The organism is Vibrio sp. Vb1018, assembly GCF_033338775.1.
In the GTDB taxonomy this organism is placed as follows: Bacteria; Pseudomonadota; Gammaproteobacteria; order Enterobacterales; family Vibrionaceae; genus Vibrio; species Vibrio alginolyticus.
Map to the genome: position 1 here is coordinate 76,641 of NZ_JAWOTI010000006.1, position 15,454 is coordinate 92,094.

Annotated in this window: 16 protein-coding genes; 14 read left to right on the plus strand and 2 right to left on the minus strand. The window is 45.1% G+C overall.

The window, feature by feature from the left end; translation table 11 throughout:
• The first annotated feature begins 59 nt into the window (after positions 1-59).
• From lolA to R7Z10_RS08705, 4 genes are all read left to right on the plus strand, one after another.
• On the plus strand, positions 60-686 hold the full coding sequence (gene lolA / locus R7Z10_RS08690; RefSeq protein WP_104978964.1) for an outer membrane lipoprotein chaperone LolA: 627 nt from the start codon (positions 60-62) through the stop codon (positions 684-686).
• Positions 687-2,042, plus strand: coding sequence for a replication-associated recombination protein A (locus tag R7Z10_RS08695; protein WP_017821702.1), 1,356 nt, complete (start codon positions 687-689; stop codon positions 2,040-2,042).
• Positions 2,043-2,133: 91 nt separating this feature from the next.
• On the plus strand, positions 2,134-3,441 hold the full coding sequence (gene serS, locus R7Z10_RS08700) for a serine--tRNA ligase (protein WP_005437179.1): 1,308 nt from the start codon (positions 2,134-2,136) through the stop codon (positions 3,439-3,441).
• Positions 3,442-3,637: 196 nt separating this feature from the next.
• Positions 3,638-3,904: a DksA/TraR family C4-type zinc finger protein gene (locus R7Z10_RS08705; protein WP_005437185.1), complete on the plus strand. Its 267-nt coding sequence runs from the start codon at positions 3,638-3,640 to the stop codon at positions 3,902-3,904.
• A gap of 69 nt (positions 3,905-3,973) precedes the next feature.
• On the opposite strand, the gene bioA is transcribed toward R7Z10_RS08705, so the two are convergent.
• Complete coding sequence (gene bioA / locus R7Z10_RS08710) at positions 3,974-5,254, minus strand: adenosylmethionine--8-amino-7-oxononanoate transaminase (protein WP_017634395.1); 1,281 nt, start codon at positions 5,252-5,254, stop codon at positions 3,974-3,976.
• Between the two features lie 130 nt (positions 5,255-5,384).
• Here bioA and bioB point away from each other — a divergent pair, with 130 nt between their 5' ends.
• Genes bioB through bioD form a run of 4 tightly spaced genes read left to right on the plus strand, consistent with a single transcriptional unit; the run spans position 5,385 to position 9,079 of the window.
• Complete coding sequence (gene bioB / locus R7Z10_RS08715; RefSeq protein WP_005378222.1) at positions 5,385-6,437, plus strand: biotin synthase BioB; 1,053 nt, start codon at positions 5,385-5,387, stop codon at positions 6,435-6,437.
• Positions 6,424-7,575 carry an 8-amino-7-oxononanoate synthase gene (gene bioF / locus R7Z10_RS08720; RefSeq protein WP_064376604.1) on the plus strand — a complete coding sequence of 384 codons (1,152 nt, stop codon included), beginning with the start codon at positions 6,424-6,426 and terminating at the stop codon, positions 7,573-7,575. Before bioB ends, bioF begins: the two co-directional genes overlap by 14 nt.
• Entirely contained in the window at positions 7,575-8,396 is an 822-nt protein-coding gene (gene bioC, locus R7Z10_RS08725) for a malonyl-ACP O-methyltransferase BioC (RefSeq protein WP_005388087.1), read from the plus strand. Before bioF ends, bioC begins: the two co-directional genes overlap by 1 nt.
• A complete protein-coding gene (gene bioD / locus R7Z10_RS08730) occupies positions 8,393-9,079 on the plus strand; it encodes a dethiobiotin synthase (RefSeq protein ID WP_005388086.1) in 687 nt (228 codons plus the stop codon). Before bioC ends, bioD begins: the two co-directional genes overlap by 4 nt.
• 82 nt (positions 9,080-9,161) lie before the next feature.
• Here bioD and R7Z10_RS08735 read toward each other — a convergent pair whose 3' ends face one another.
• Positions 9,162-9,329 (minus strand): hypothetical protein, encoded by a 168-nt coding sequence (locus tag R7Z10_RS08735; protein WP_005378215.1) that lies wholly within the window; start codon positions 9,327-9,329, stop codon positions 9,162-9,164.
• Between the two features lie 510 nt (positions 9,330-9,839).
• Here R7Z10_RS08735 and htpX point away from each other — a divergent pair.
• The 6 genes from htpX to R7Z10_RS08765 all read left to right on the plus strand — a co-directional run bounded on the left by htpX (position 9,840) and on the right by R7Z10_RS08765 (position 15,453).
• Complete coding sequence (gene htpX / locus R7Z10_RS08740) at positions 9,840-10,709, plus strand: protease HtpX (RefSeq protein ID WP_005388085.1); 870 nt, start codon at positions 9,840-9,842, stop codon at positions 10,707-10,709.
• A 209-nt stretch (positions 10,710-10,918) separates the two neighbouring features.
• A complete protein-coding gene (locus R7Z10_RS08745) occupies positions 10,919-11,338 on the plus strand; it encodes a nuclear transport factor 2 family protein (RefSeq protein ID WP_005378211.1) in 420 nt (139 codons plus the stop codon).
• On the plus strand, positions 11,335-12,060 hold the full coding sequence (locus tag R7Z10_RS08750; RefSeq protein ID WP_025766886.1) for an SDR family oxidoreductase: 726 nt from the start codon (positions 11,335-11,337) through the stop codon (positions 12,058-12,060). Before R7Z10_RS08745 ends, R7Z10_RS08750 begins: the two co-directional genes overlap by 4 nt.
• 12 nt (positions 12,061-12,072) lie before the next feature.
• On the plus strand, positions 12,073-13,383 hold the full coding sequence (locus R7Z10_RS08755; RefSeq protein WP_318104640.1) for an NAD(P)/FAD-dependent oxidoreductase: 1,311 nt from the start codon (positions 12,073-12,075) through the stop codon (positions 13,381-13,383).
• A gap of 1 nt (position 13,384) precedes the next feature.
• Positions 13,385-14,203 (plus strand): DUF1365 domain-containing protein, encoded by an 819-nt coding sequence (locus R7Z10_RS08760; RefSeq protein WP_025766884.1) that lies wholly within the window; start codon positions 13,385-13,387, stop codon positions 14,201-14,203.
• Positions 14,197-15,453 carry a cyclopropane-fatty-acyl-phospholipid synthase family protein gene (locus R7Z10_RS08765; protein ID WP_238765127.1) on the plus strand — a complete coding sequence of 419 codons (1,257 nt, stop codon included), beginning with the start codon at positions 14,197-14,199 and terminating at the stop codon, positions 15,451-15,453. Before R7Z10_RS08760 ends, R7Z10_RS08765 begins: the two co-directional genes overlap by 7 nt.
• Position 15,454: the final 1 nt, after the last annotated feature.

Below are 15,454 nucleotides of genomic sequence, written 5' to 3' on the forward strand. Positions count from 1 at the left end.
AACTTGTGTTACTCACCTCAGTCCAACTGAGGTGAGTGGTTCTAATAATAGGTATCTGAATGAAAAAACTATTTTCAGCGAAACTTTTCTCTGCGCTTGTTTTAAGCTTTTCCCTCTTCTCTACTGCGCACGCAGCGTCTCCTAAAGATGAATTAAACAAACGCCTTTCTATGAATGATGGCTTTAGTGCGGATTTCTCTCAGCAGGTTATCAGCCCTGAAGGCGAAATGGTGATGGAAGGAGAAGGTACGGTTGAAATCGCCCGTCCAAGCCTGTTCCGTTGGAGTACAACATTCCCTGATGAGAACCTATTGGTCTCTGACGGTAAGACATTGTGGTACTACAGCCCATTCATCGAGCAAGTGAGCATCTACTGGCAAGAGCAAGCAACAGAGCAAACGCCATTTGTTTTGCTAACGCGTAACCGAGCAAGTGATTGGAATAACTACAAAATATCTCAAAAAGGTGACCAGTTCACTCTCATTCCTACCGCAGTAGACTCCACACAAGGTCAATTCCAGATTAATATTGATGCCAAAGGTGTCGTTAAAGGCTTCAACGTGGTTGAGCAAGACGGTCAAAAAGGTTTGTTCACCTTTAACAACGTGAAGCTGGGTAAACCAAAAGCAGACAGATTCACATTCACAATTCCAAAAGGTGTGGAAGTGGATGACCAAAGGAATTAATTGGTAGTGAGTAATTACACATTAGATTTCTCAGGGGACGAAGATTTTCGTCCCCTTGCTGCTCGTATGAGACCGGAAACGATCGAGCAATATATTGGACAGCAGCACATTTTAGGCCCTGGTAAGCCACTGCGCCGTGCGCTAGAGGCGGGTCACATTCACTCTATGATCCTTTGGGGACCACCAGGCACAGGCAAAACGACATTAGCGGAAGTGGCTGCAAACTATGCCAATGCTGAAGTAGAGCGTGTGTCTGCGGTAACGTCTGGTGTGAAAGAAATCCGTGCTGCAATCGAGAAAGCACGTGAGAACAAAATGGCGGGCCGCCGCACCATCTTATTTGTGGATGAGGTGCATCGCTTCAACAAATCTCAACAAGACGCGTTTTTACCGCATATCGAAGATGGCACGGTTACCTTTATTGGTGCGACGACAGAAAACCCGTCGTTTGAGTTAAACAACGCATTGCTGTCACGTGCACGTGTCTACAAGCTAACGTCTCTCGATAAAGATGAAATCTCACTGGCGCTGAATCAAGCGATCAGTGACAAAGAGCGTGGCTTGGGCAATACACCCGCACACTTCGCTGATAACGTATTAGACCGCCTAGCAGAACTGGTAAACGGTGATGCTCGCATGTCTCTCAATTATCTTGAGCTGCTCTACGACATGGCAGAAGACAATGCGCAAGGTGAAAAAGAGATCACGCTTAAGTTGCTGGCTGAAGTGGCAGGGGAGAAAGTCTCTCGCTTCGATAACAAAGGTGATATCTGGTATGACTTAATCTCTGCGGTCCACAAATCCATTCGTGGCTCTAACCCAGATGCGGCGCTTTACTGGGCTGCACGTATGATTGCTGCGGGTTGTGATCCTCTTTATATTGCCCGTCGATTACTTGCGATAGCATCAGAAGATGTCGGCAATGCGGACCCTAGAGCCATGCAAGTGGCACTCTCCGCGTGGGACTGTTTTACACGCGTTGGCCCAGCAGAAGGTGAACGTGCGATTGCACAGGCGATCGTGTACTTAGCATGTGCGCCAAAAAGTAATGCTGTTTACGTGGCGTGGAAACAAGCGCTAGCGGACGCTCATAACTTACCTGAATATGAAGTGCCGCATCACCTTCGAAATGCGCCAACCAGTTTGATGAAAGACATGGGTTATGGGGCTGAGTATCGTTATGCTCACGATGAGCCTGGTGCTTACGCAGCAGGTGAGCAATATTTGCCGCCTGAAATGGGCGATCGTAGGTACTATCAGCCGACAAATCGTGGTCTGGAGACCAAAATCGGCGAAAAGTTAGATTACTTGGCTACTTTAGACGCAAATAGCCCACAAAAGCGCTATGAAAAGTAGGCGTTTTTGGATACATTTGTTTAGTAAATTTTTTTAACGCGTACGCTTGGAAAGTGCGCGTGATTTCACAACAAAAAGCATAGGATTAACAATGCTGGATTCTAAATTACTTCGTACAGAGCTGGATGAAACAGCTGCTAAACTGGCGCGTCGTGGCTTTAAGCTAGACGTAGATACTATTCGTAAACTTGAAGAACAACGTAAGTCCATTCAAGTAGAAGTAGAAAATTTACAATCCACGCGTAACTCCATCTCCAAGCAAATCGGCCAAAAAATGGCGGCTGGCGACAAAGAAGGCGCAGAAGAGATCAAGAAACAAATCGGTACGCTAGGTAGCGATCTTGATGCGAAGAAAGTTGAACTTGAGCAAGTAATGGCTCAACTAGACGAATTCACGCTTTCTGTACCAAACATCCCAGCAGATGAAGTGCCAGATGGCAAAGATGAAAACGACAACGTTGAAATCTCTCGTTGGGGTGAGCCAAAGTCTTACGACTTCGAACTGAAAGATCACGTTGACCTAGGCGAAATGGGCGACGGTCTAGACTTCGCAAGTGCAGTTAAGATCACTGGCGCACGTTTCATCGTGATGAAAGGCCAATTTGCTCGTCTACACCGTGCAATCGCTCAGTTCATGCTGGATCTTCACACTGAAGAGCACGGCTACACAGAAATGTACGTACCTTACCTAGTAAACTCTGACAGCCTATTCGGTACTGGTCAGCTTCCTAAGTTTGGTAAAGATCTTTTCCACACTGAGCCGCTAGTAGAAAAAGTAAACGACGAAGAGCCACGTAAACTGTCTCTAATCCCTACTGCAGAAGTACCTGTAACGAACCTAGTTCGTGACACGATTTCTGACGAAGCGGATCTACCAATTAAGATGACAGCTCACACGCCATGTTTCCGTTCAGAAGCAGGTTCTTACGGTCGTGATACTCGTGGTTTGATTCGTATGCACCAGTTCGACAAAGTTGAGCTAGTACAAATCACTAAGCCAGAAGATTCAATGAACGCACTAGAAGAGCTAACAGGTCACGCTGAGAAAGTTCTACAACTTCTAGAGCTTCCTTACCGTAAAGTGGTTCTATGTACAGGTGACATGGGCTTCGGCGCTCGTAAGACTTACGACCTAGAAGTTTGGGTTCCTGCTCAAGAAACTTACCGTGAAATTTCTTCATGTTCTAACATGTGGGATTTCCAAGCTCGTCGTATGCAAGCACGTTTCCGTCGTAAAGGCGAGAAGAAACCTGAGCTTGTACACACGCTAAACGGTTCTGGTCTAGCTGTAGGTCGTACAATGGTTGCTATCCTAGAAAACAACCAAGAAGCAGACGGCCGCATTGCAATCCCTACAGTACTTCAGAAGTACATGGCGGGCGCAACGCACATCGGTTAATTCATTAACCACTAGAACACCAAAACCCAGCCTTAGTGCTGGGTTTTTTGTTATCTGCGTCGAGTGAAAATTGATTATTACTAGGCTGCAATAGTGTTTTCGAATTTACCCTAATTATCTTGTTATTTGTAATCGATATAATCGTCCACCTTACCACGGTAAGTAGATTTTCTCATTCAAGTAACGAGGAGGGCTTATGGCCGTAGGGTGGGCAAACGACGATAGCGTCAGCCAACAAATTCAAAACACAATAGACGACGAGATTTCCCGTGTTCGTGGCAGTATCACAAAGGGTGAGAGCGCCCATTACTGCGATGAGTGTGGTGATGAGATTCCAGAAGCGCGTCGTCTTGCAATGAAAGGCGTTCGTTTGTGTATCGAATGTCAGTCAACAATCGAATTGGTATCTCAACGCCAAGCATTGTTCAATCGACGAGCGAGTAAAGACAGTCAACTTCGATAGCTTTACTGCTCTAATAAATAACGAGACGGTTTGAGTCTCATACTCAAACCGTTTTCGTATTGAATTGAACTATGAAGCGAAGCAGTCTTTACGTTGTAACGCAGCATCAATCGCATTCACTAACTTTTCAATATCTTCTGGCTTGCTGATGAACGGCGGCATCATATAAATCAGTTTGCCAAATGGACGAATCCACACTCCGTGTTCAACAAACAAGGCTTGGATGGTTTCCATATTCACAGGGCGATACGTTTCCACTACGCCAATAGCGCCCAACCAACGGGTGTTTTTCACCAAGTCGTATTCTTCAAGTTTTGGTAGTAACTCAGAAAACAACGCTTCGATTTGTTGAGTTTGCTGTTGCCAGTTACCTTGCTCAATCAATTCCAAACTTGCAGTTGCAACAGCACAGGCAAGTGGGTTACCCATAAACGTTGGGCCATGCATAAAACAACCTGCATCACCACCACAAACGGTATCCGCAACGTGTTTGCTCGCCAGAGTTGCAGAGAGGGTCATGTAGCCTCCAGTGAGTGCTTTCCCGACACACAAAATATCTGGCTGAATGTCTGCATGTTCGCAGGCAAACAATTTACCGGTACGCCCAAATCCGGTTGCGATCTCATCTGCAATCAATAACAAGCCGTATTTGTCGCAAAGCCTACGCACGCCTTTGAGAAACTCTGGATGGTAGATACGCATGCCGCCTGCGCCTTGAACGATAGGCTCTAGGATCACCGCAGCAAGTTCTTTATGGTGCGTCTCAATCTTGTGCTCGAAGTCGGTGAGGTCTTCTGGCTTCCATTCATCCCAATAACCACAAGTTGGTGACTCCGCAAAGATATGCTCAGGCAAAAAGCCTTTGTAGAGAGAGTGCATTGAGTTATCGGGATCGGTAACCGACATCGCCGCAAACGTATCGCCGTGATAACCGTGTCGCAAAGTAAGAAACTTCGGTCGGCGTTCGCCTTTTGCATGCCAATATTGCAGTGCCATTTTTAAGCTGACTTCTACGGCAACGGAGCCTGAATCGGCAAGGAATACATTTTCAAGATTACTTGGGGTTAGGGATAGCAACTTCTTACACAAACTGATTGCTGGCTGGTGGGTAATCCCGCCAAACATCACGTGAGAGACCTGATCGATTTGCTGGTGAGCGGCTTGATTTAAATGCGGATGGTTGTAGCCGTGGATCGTCGACCACCAAGAAGACATGCCGTCGACCAGCTCAGTACCGTCTTCCAATTTAATGTGAACACCATTTGCCGATGCTACTGGGTAGCAGGTCAGAGGTGTCAATGTCGAAGTGTAGGGATGCCAGATATGCTGGCGGTCGAAGGCGAGATCCATGTGCGATTCCAATAATAATTGAGGTTAAAAAATAAACAGATGTAAACTTTGTTCTTTTGTGTTGTGTTGACAGTTTATCGAGACTCAGTAGACTGTCAACACAACAACAAAAGTGACTAAAGGAATACACGTGGAAGTTCGTCATAACTGGACGCATGCTGAAGTGCGCGATCTCATGGAAAAACCATTCATGGATCTCCTATTCGAAGCGCAGCTTGTACATCGTCAATATCAACAAACCAACCATGTTCAAGTAAGCACGCTTCTGTCGATTAAGACAGGTGCTTGTCCAGAAGATTGTAAGTACTGTCCTCAGAGTGCTCGTTACACCACAGACATCGAAAAAGAGCGTCTGATGGAAGTAGAACGCGTACTCGATGCTGCGCAAAAAGCCAAAAATGCTGGTTCTACTCGTTTCTGTATGGGCGCTGCATGGAAAAACCCTAAAGAGCGTGACATGCCGCATTTGACTGACATGATCAAAGGTGTGAAGGGCATGGGTTTAGAAACGTGTATGACATTAGGTATGTTGACACCAGATCAAGCAAAGCAATTGGCAACCGCAGGTCTGGATTACTACAACCACAACCTAGATACCTCACCTGAATTTTACGGCAACATCATTACCACACGTACTTACCAAGACCGTTTAGATACTTTGTCTCACGTTCGTGATGCTGGCATGAAGATTTGTTCCGGTGGCATCATCGGCATGGGTGAAAGTGCTAACGACCGAGCTGGTTTGTTGGTTGAATTGGCTAACTTACCGGTACACCCTGAAAGCGTTCCAATCAACATGCTCGTGAAGGTAAAGGGGACACCACTGGAAGAAGTGGATGATGTTGAGCCTTTCGATTTCATTCGCCTGATTGCGATTGCACGAATCATGATGCCTCAATCAGCCGTTCGTTTATCCGCTGGCCGTGAAAACATGAACGAACAAATGCAAGCGCTGTGTTTTATGGCGGGTGCAAACTCCGTTTTCTATGGCTGCAAGCTTCTGACCACGCCAAACCCTTCTGAAGACAAAGACATGATGCTGTTCAACAAGCTCGGTATTAACAGCCAAGAGGTGTCTCAAAAGCCTGATGAAATCGAAGAAAACGAGTTACTCGATCGCGTCGTAGAGCGCGTTGCTGCCCGTCCGACAAAAGACGACCTTTTCTACGATGCCAGCGTTTAAATCTCGTATCGAGTCCGCCCTTGCTGAGCGTAAAACGCAAGGGTTGAATCGTTCTATGAATGTGGTGTTTGCCGGTAACCAGTCCGTTTTGGAACACGAAGGTAGACGCTACATTAATTTCTCAAGTAATGATTATTTGGGATTGGCTAATGACCAAGCGCTTGTTCGGGCTTGGCAGCAAGGTTTAAGCGTATATGGTAGTGGCAGTGGAGCATCACCGATGGTGACTGGCTTTAGTGCCGCGCACAGCAATTTAGAAGCCGCACTGACCGAATGGTTGGGTTACGACAGAGCAATTCTGTTTGGTTCTGGATTCAGTGCTAATCAAGCCTTGTTGTTCACCTTGTTGGAAAAATCAGACGTATTGATCCAAGACCGTTTGAACCATGCCTCACTGATGGAAGCGGGGGCGTTGTCACCAGCTAAGATGAAGCGCTTCAAACACAATGACATCGAGCACCTAAAGTCGCTGATTAATAGCGAAGACAACCATCTAGTTGTGACTGAAGGGGTATTCAGCATGGACGGCGACTGTGCGCCGCTTAGCGATATAGCTGAAGTCACTCGTAGTCATGATGCTTGGTTTGCTGTCGATGACGCTCATGGTATTGGCGTTCTTGGTCAATCCGGTGGTGGTTCTTGTGAGTTGGCAACGGTTAAACCCGAGATACTGATCGTTACTTTCGGCAAAGCGTTTGGTATGTCTGGCGCGGCTATTTTATGTGACCACGCAACGGGGGACTTTTTAACTCAGTTTGCTCGTCACCATGTGTATTCCACAGCGATGCCTCCGGCACAAGCCTATGCGCTAACGCATGCGGTTTCTATCGTTCAAGAGCAGTCTTGGCGACGTGAAAAGCTTTCAGAGCTTAGTGAAGTGTATCGAGACTGCCTCAGCGATCTGGAGGGCTTTGTTGAGACTCAGACTTCGATTAAGCCGTTTGTGATTGGTGAATCTGAACTGGCTTTGCAGGTTGCGAGCGCTTGTCGCCAAAACGGCATTTGGGTTACCGCTATTCGACCACCGACGGTGCCTAAAGGGACGTCTCGCCTTCGAATCACACTCACTGCCAATCACACCAACGAACAAGTTAAAACGCTTTCAATGGCATTGAAGCAAGCATTAGGAGCGCTGTAATGGATAATGCAACTACCGCATTAGCGCAAACGCTCGCGTTAGAGAGTTTCCATCAAGATAAAGACGCGATTGCCTCTTCGTTTGGTAAAGCAGCAGAAACATACGATAAACATGCGGCTTTTCAACGTGATGTCGGGCATCAGCTGCTTGATAAACTTCCTGAAAACTTGACGGGAAAACGTGTATTGGATTTAGGTTGTGGCACGGGTTATTTCTCCCAACTACTTCAACAACGCGGTGCGGAAGTAGTCTGCGGAGATATCTCTCAAGCCATGTTAGATAAAGCAGAGCAGCGTTGTGGTGCAGTACGAATGCACTACCAAGTTGCTGATGCTGAAAACTTACCATTTGACGATGATAGCTTCGATTACGTGTTTTCAAGTTTAGCGCTGCAATGGTGTACAGATTTAAGTTACCCACTAAAAGAAGTGCGCCGCGTGCTAAAAAATGGTGGGAAAGCGTGGTTCTCTACACTGGTTGATGGATCACTGTATGAGCTGCGTGCATCATGGGAAAAAATTGATGCATATCAACACGTCAATAACTTTCTAACGCTCAATCAGGTAAAAATTGCGTTAGCGCAATCTCGATGTGACAGCCATCAACTAGACTTGACCACCATCACAGTTTGGTACGACTCTGCATTTTCAGTTATGCGTGACCTCAAAGGTATAGGTGCAAATCACGTAAGCGGGCGCTCACACGGTTTAACTAGTCGCGAGACTTTGTTAAAAGTTGAGCATGCGTACCAAGCGTTTAAAAACGATCAAGGTCTTCTACCTGCAAGTTATCAGGTTTGTTTTGGAGTAATACATCTATGATTGATGCTTTTTTTATTGCTGGTACGGATACTGATGTTGGAAAGACGGTAGCGTCTAAAGCCATTTTGCAAGCGATCGCAGCAAAAGGACTAAACACTATTGGTTATAAGCCAGTGGCAGCAGGGAGTGACAAGACTGAAGCGGGATGGCGCAACTCTGATGCTTTACACTTACAAGACGTCGCAACACTCGATGTGGCCTATGATGATGTGAACCCATACGCTTTAGAGTTGCCTGCTTCTCCCCACATTGCAGCGAAGCATGAACATGTCGAAATAAGTTACGATGTTCTGAGTCAAAAACTGGCTCAACATAAGCAGCAAGCCGATGTTGTTCTCGTTGAAGGTGCTGGAGGCTGGCGTGTGCCAGTATCCGATACGGACTGTTTATCTACATGGGTAAAAGAAGAGCAGTTACCTGTTGTACTGGTGGTTGGCATTAAATTAGGCTGTTTGAGCCACGCTTTACTCACAGCGGAGAGTATTAAAGCGGATGGTTTGAATCTTGTTGGCTGGGTGGCAAACCGCGTCAACCCAGGCACAGAGCACTACGCTGACATTATCGAGATGCTAGAAGCACGTATCGATGCACCTAAGCTTGGGGAAATTCCATATATTCCAAGTGCTAAACGCAAAGAGCTAGGCAAGTACATTAATGTAGAGCCGTTGCTAAACACTGACTAATGGTGTTTAGGATAAAAGACTAAAAAACCCAAAGGGCTGCGCAATGCAGCCCTTTCTTGTTGGTGTAACCTAAAAAGTCAGATTACTTATCTTGGCTGAGCCCCATCAATGCTTGTTGTGTTTCTGCAACACGCTGAGACATATGATGATCGGTTGAAATACCAAGTTGTTGCTTTGCCTCGTCCTCTGAGATGCCTAGGTGACAACGTAGTAAATCAATAGCCATTTGATAGTCGTTAGTTTCTACCATGGTTTTTCCCTCAATACATGGAGTTTTTGAGCTCACCCAATGCACTTTTTGCAATGTACTTAGAGTGGCTCTGTTTTGTTCATCTCATTCGAATTTAGCATGTCCATGTAGCCGCACAATAAGACCAAAGTCTATAGCAGAGCTAACGTACTGTTTTTGGTCTATTAAAAAATTTCTAGCTAAGTTGCTAAGAGGTGATAGATTTAACACCAAGATCATCTATCAATAGATGATGGGTAGCTCAGAGCTTATTTTATCATTTTGATAAATGTATATGAACGGAGGTTCCGGCTCCTACCAAAGCATGTTTTGAAATCGCTTGAATTAAATATTTCAGTCCCGAAAACAAATGTTGCAATTTATTGCTTAACCTTGTTTTTATCGCGGATAGATTATATCTATAACGCACGGAACATGAAAATCAACGGAATTGGCTTTTATAGCGATTACCATTTGTTCCTTATAACAATCCGTTTTAAAAAAAACGATAAGCTTCCTCGGAGAAAAGTAATGAAGCGAATTATGTTATTCCTAGCAACTAACCTAGCTGTCGTGCTAGTGCTTAGTGTTGTTCTGAATATTGTTTACGCTGTAACTGGAATGCAACCAGGCAGTCTGTCAGGTTTACTTGTAATGGCTGCTGTATTTGGTTTTGGTGGCGCATTTATTTCGTTGATGATGTCAAAGGGTATGGCGCTACGCTCGGTTGGTGGTATGGTCATTGAAAGCCCGCGCAACGAAACGGAGCATTGGTTAGTCGAAACTGTGGGTCGTCAAGCTCAACAAGTGGGTATTGGTATGCCAACGGTGGCTATTTATGATTCACCAGATATCAATGCATTTGCGACAGGTGCAAAACGAGATGACTCTCTTGTCGCCGTTTCTACTGGTCTTTTACACAATATGACTCGTGATGAGGCAGAGGCAGTACTTGCACACGAAGTGAGCCATATTGCAAATGGTGATATGGTCACGATGACGTTGATGCAAGGTGTCGTGAACACGTTTGTTATCTTCCTATCACGCTTTATTGCCAATATCGTGGCATCGAACGATGATGAAGAAGGCCAAGGTACAAATATGATGGTTTACTTTGGCGTATCCATGGTGCTTGAACTGGTATTTGGTTTCCTAGCTAGCTTCTTGACTATGTGGTACAGCCGTCATCGCGAATTCCACGCGGACGCAGGTGCTGCGCGCCTCGTTGGCAAAGAAAAAATGATTGCGGCTCTAGAGCGTTTGAAGGTGAGTCATGAATCTCAACTGGATGGCACCATGATGGCGTTTGGTATCAATGGCAAGCAGTCGCTGACTGAGCTATTAATGAGCCACCCTCCGCTAGATAAACGTATTGCAGCGTTGCGAGGCCAGCAATACTAATTGTTCCTACTTAAATAATTGTTAATCTGCTGAAAAGGCTTGGTTTTGACCAAGCCTTTTTTTTCGCCGATTGATCGCGTGCGAACTTCATCACGTACTACTTACAGAAATAAAGTTATACAAAATTATTTTTGTACAACTTTGGTGGAATGAACTATCTTGTACATATAATAATTTTGTACAACTTAATGGGCGTGTAGGAGTAAAAAATGGACATACAGTCTGTTGGCAATATCTATCAAAAGCTCAACAAAGCGAACTTACATCTGCTTAAGGATATATATCACCAAGATGTAGTATTTGAGGACGCAGCGCATCGTTTAGAAGGATGGCCAGCACTTTCGGATTATTTCACCTCATTATATGCCAACGTCATCAGTTGTGATTTTGTAATCCATGAGCATCAACAAGTCGGAGATACAGGCTTCCTAACTTGGACAATGGACCTTCAGCATCCCAAACTTCAGAAGGGTGCGCCTATTCTCGTCAATGGTGTTTCGCACCTCAAATTTAGCGAAGGTCAGGTCATTTATCACCGAGACTATTTTGATCTCGGAGAGATGCTCTATGAGCATTTACCGTTACTTGGTTCAGTCGTTAAAACCATCAAGCAGAGGTTAGGACAATGAACAACACCATCTTAATCACAGGCGCCACCTCCGGAATAGGAAGGCAGCTTGCCCTAGATTACGCGAACTCAGAATGGAATGTGATTGCTTGTGGTCGGAATCAAGATGTTCTTGCAGAACTGGAGGCAGTTTCCTCCAAAATTCATACATTGCAGTTTGATGTGACAAATTATGAGGAAACTCAGCAGGCGCTCTCTAATTTGCCATTTACGCCAAACACATGGGTTTTTAACGCAGGCGATTGTGAGTACATGGATGAGGGAGTGGTCGACGCGAAACTCATGGCGCGTGTGATGAACGTAAATGTTGTCGGTGTTGCCAACTGCGTTGAAGGCTGCCAAGTGCATTTAGAGAGAGGGCACCGCATTGTTATTGTTGGCTCTATCGCATCAGAAGTGGCATTGCCTCGTGCTGAAGCTTACGGCGCATCCAAAGCGGCAGTCAGTTATTTTGCACGCACGCTCGCCGTCGACTTGAAAAAGAAAGGGATCAAAGTGGTAACGGTGTTTCCTGGTTTTGTTGAAACGCCGTTGACTAACAAAAACGACTTCGAAATGCCAATGATCATTTCTACTCAGCAAGCGTCGGACTCTATCAGGAAGCAGTTAGCCGCCAACAAGACCTATATCTATTTCCCGGCGAGATTTACCAGTATTTTACGTTTTATCTCGTTACTTCCATACAGTTGGCAAGCTCGCCTAACTGCTAAACTCGTATCATAAGAAGGAATAAAAATGAAAACAGCAGGAAGAAAGAAGATAGCGATTGTGGGAACGGGAATCTCTGGCCTTACTTGTGGTTATTACTTGCATAAAGAACATGATGTAACGCTGTTTGAAGCGAACGATTACATCGGTGGCCATACTGCAACCGTTGATGTGAGCCTTGATGGTAAAGAATACGCGATAGATACTGGGTTCATCGTCTATAACGACCGTACGTACCCTAATTTCATTAAAATGATGAGCGAGATTGGCGTTGAAGGTCTGCCGACTCAAATGAGCTTCAGTGTCAGAAATGATGGGAACGGACTAGAGTACAACGGCCACACAGTGTCGACATTGTTTGCTCAAAAACGTAACTGGGCAAACCCTAAATTTTATCGATTTATCTTCGAGATACTTCGTTTCAATAAACTTGCCAAGCGCTTCGCTAGCGAGCAGTCCACGCACTCTCAGACGTTAGGTGAGTTCCTTGACGAACACAAATTCAGTGCTTTCTTTACCGATAACTACATATTACCGATGGGCGCTGCGATTTGGTCGTCGACTTTGGCTGACATGCGCGTATTCCCTCTTATGTTCTTCTTACGTTTCTTCCTCAACCACGGTCTGCTAGATGTGACTAACCGACCACAATGGTATGTGATTAAAGGTGGTTCACGTTCATACATTCCACCATTGACTAAAGGCTTTGTCGAGAATATTCGTCTTAATAGTCCTGTCGAAAAAGTGGTTCGCAACGAAAAAGGGGTTGGCGTTCAAGTTCGCGGAGAAACACATTGGTTTGATGACGTTATCTTTGCTTGTCACAGTGATCAAGCAATGAGAACGCTAGAGGATATCAGCCCAATTGAGCAGGAAATCTTGGGGGATATGACATACCAAGCAAATGAAGTTGTTCTTCATACCGACTCTGCCGTACTACCAAAACGTAAGGCAGCATGGGCATCATGGAACTACCTATTGGAAGGAAGTGAAGAGGAACAGCAACGCCTCCCTTCGCTCACTTATAACATGAATATTCTTCAGCATATTCAATCAGAACACACGTTTTGTGTAACGTTGAACAGTACTGAGCAAATTAACTCAAATAAAGTCTTGCGTTCGTTCACTTATCATCATCCAGTATTCACCACTGAGTCTATTGCAGCGCAGCAGCGCAAAGATGAGATACAGGGCAAACAAAGTACCTGGTTCTGCGGGGCTTATTGGTACAACGGTTTTCATGAAGATGGCGTGCGTAGCGCGCTTGATGTTGTGAAAGAACTAGAAGAAAAGTACCGCGAACAAAATGTGGTTCCTTTCGAAAAAGGCGCAGCGTGATATGGATAGCCAAATGAACAGCCGATTGTTTATAGGCAACGTTCGTCACCGTCGATTCACGCCGGTGAATCATGAGTTGAACTACTCTTTATTTATGCCCGCCATTGATGTAGACGAGATCGATGCTTTAGAGAAAAAAGTATGGGGTTTTGGTTCGCGTTGGTGGCATTGGGCTCGCTTCAAGCGCAGTGATTACATTGGTGAAGGTAGCGTCAAGTCGGCAGTGCACAGCAAAATTGAAGAACTGACAGGTGTTCGCTGTACCGGCAAGGTAATCGCAGTCTGTCACTTGCGTTATCTAGGACTTTATTTCAGTCCCGTTAATTTCTACTACGTTTATAACGCGGAAGGAGAATGGAAGTATCTCCTCGCAGAGGTGAGTAACACTCCTTGGAATGAACGACATTACTACGTGGTGTCAGCAGATAAAGAAGAAGAAAAGTTTGGTTGGGAACAAGTTAAAGCATTCCATGTTTCACCATTCAACCCGATTGACCAACTCTACCGCTGGAGAATTAAACCTTTGACAGACAAGTTGAATATTCATCTTGAATGTCACAAAGGAGAGAAACACTTTGATGCCACCATGGTTATGAAAGCCAAGCCACTTTCAAGCAAAACCTTATTGAGGTGTTTGATCGTTACACCAATACAAACGGTAAAAGTAATGGTTGGTATTTATTGGCACGCATTAAAACTTTGGGTGAAAGGCGCACCTTTTTATTCTCATCCTAAATATTCAACGCATGAAGAAATAGAAGCCGATACTGAAAAAACAGACAAAAAAAATAAAAAGCACAAGGAGAATTCTGCATGTTAAATACTAGTTCTATGACATTGCCGCGTAAATTGACGACAACGCAAAAAGCGGCTCGCGGAGTTATTTTTCAATGTCTGCAAAAAATGGAAATCGGCTGCTTAACAGTTATTGAAAGTTTTAAGACGGAAACGACAGAGCGAAGCGAGCGTTTTAGTGCGCCAAATGGGGAGTACAGTGGTCAACCTGTTGTCGCTACTATAGAGGTAAAACATCCAGGCTTTTATTCACGGATCTTGCAGGGCGGCAGTATTGCTGCTGGTGAGGCTTATATGGATGGGTGGTGGGATAGCCCCGATTTAACCTCATTAATGAAACTGATGGCCCTTAACATGCGTGCTCTAGATAAACTCGAAGAGCAAGGCAGTTGGTTGACTAAAATACTGTACAAGTTCAGCCATTGGTCAAACAGAAATTCTGAAGAGAACTCACGTAAAAATATCCATGCGCATTACGACTTGGGTAACAACCTATACGAAGCGTTCCTTGACACCAATATGCTGTACTCGTCGGCGCTTTACAATCATGCGGATGACTCTCTAGAGCAGGCTCAAATCAACAAAATGGATCGTCTATGTCAGCAACTTGAGCTGAAATCTACCGATCATGTTGTTGAAATTGGCACTGGGTGGGGCGCTATGGCGATTTACATGGCTGAACAATACGGTTGTCAGGTCACCACAACAACGATATCTGAAGAGCAACACGCGTACGCGGAGCAAAAAATCAAAGAGCGTGGCTTAGAAGACAAAATCACTCTACTCAAAGAAGATTACCGAAACCTAACCGGCACTTATGACAAGCTCGTTTCTATTGAAATGATTGAAGCTGTGGGCAAACAATTCCTGCCTTCGTACATTAAGGTCTGTGAGTCTTTATTGAAGACTGGTGGCTTGATGGCGATTCAAGCGATTACGATTGCCGATCAGCGTTACGATTACTACAGTAACAACGTCGACTTTATCCAAAAGTACATTTTCCCGGGTGGTTTTTTACCGTCGGTAACCTCACTAACCCAAGCAACAACAAAGTACAGTGACTTAGTGACGCGAGACTTGTTCGATATTGGTTTGGACTACGCCAAGACGCTGAACGAATGGCACTTACGTTTTAATCGAGCAGAGAATGAAGTGCGCTCGTTTGGCTACGACGACCGCTTTGTGCGTATGTGGCGCTACTATTTGAGCTACTGTGAAGGTGGCTTTTTGGCTCGCACGATCAGTGCCGTTCACATGACGTTTCAACGCCCGTAGT

Excerpts from the sequence above, each read along its gene's own strand:
- R7Z10_RS08765 (WP_238765127.1), top strand. The coding sequence starts at position 14,197 with ATGTTAAATACTAGTTCTATGACATTGCCGCGTAAATTGACGACAACG.
- R7Z10_RS08705 (WP_005437185.1), top strand. The coding sequence starts at position 3,638 with ATGGCCGTAGGGTGGGCAAACGACGATAGCGTCAGCCAACAAATTCAA.
- R7Z10_RS08735 (WP_005378215.1), bottom strand. The coding sequence starts at position 9,329 with ATGGTAGAAACTAACGACTATCAAATGGCTATTGATTTACTACGTTGT.
- lolA (WP_104978964.1), top strand. The coding sequence starts at position 60 with ATGAAAAAACTATTTTCAGCGAAACTTTTCTCTGCGCTTGTTTTAAGC.
- htpX (WP_005388085.1), top strand. The coding sequence starts at position 9,840 with ATGAAGCGAATTATGTTATTCCTAGCAACTAACCTAGCTGTCGTGCTA.
- bioC (WP_005388087.1), top strand. The coding sequence starts at position 7,575 with ATGGATAATGCAACTACCGCATTAGCGCAAACGCTCGCGTTAGAGAGT.
- bioA (WP_017634395.1), bottom strand. The coding sequence starts at position 5,254 with ATGGATCTCGCCTTCGACCGCCAGCATATCTGGCATCCCTACACTTCG.
- R7Z10_RS08760 (WP_025766884.1), top strand. The coding sequence starts at position 13,385 with ATGGATAGCCAAATGAACAGCCGATTGTTTATAGGCAACGTTCGTCAC.
- R7Z10_RS08755 (WP_318104640.1), top strand. The coding sequence starts at position 12,073 with ATGAAAACAGCAGGAAGAAAGAAGATAGCGATTGTGGGAACGGGAATC.
- bioD (WP_005388086.1), top strand. The coding sequence starts at position 8,393 with ATGATTGATGCTTTTTTTATTGCTGGTACGGATACTGATGTTGGAAAG.
- serS (WP_005437179.1), top strand. The coding sequence starts at position 2,134 with ATGCTGGATTCTAAATTACTTCGTACAGAGCTGGATGAAACAGCTGCT.
- bioF (WP_064376604.1), top strand. The coding sequence starts at position 6,424 with ATGCCAGCGTTTAAATCTCGTATCGAGTCCGCCCTTGCTGAGCGTAAA.
- R7Z10_RS08745 (WP_005378211.1), top strand. The coding sequence starts at position 10,919 with ATGGACATACAGTCTGTTGGCAATATCTATCAAAAGCTCAACAAAGCG.
- R7Z10_RS08750 (WP_025766886.1), top strand. The coding sequence starts at position 11,335 with ATGAACAACACCATCTTAATCACAGGCGCCACCTCCGGAATAGGAAGG.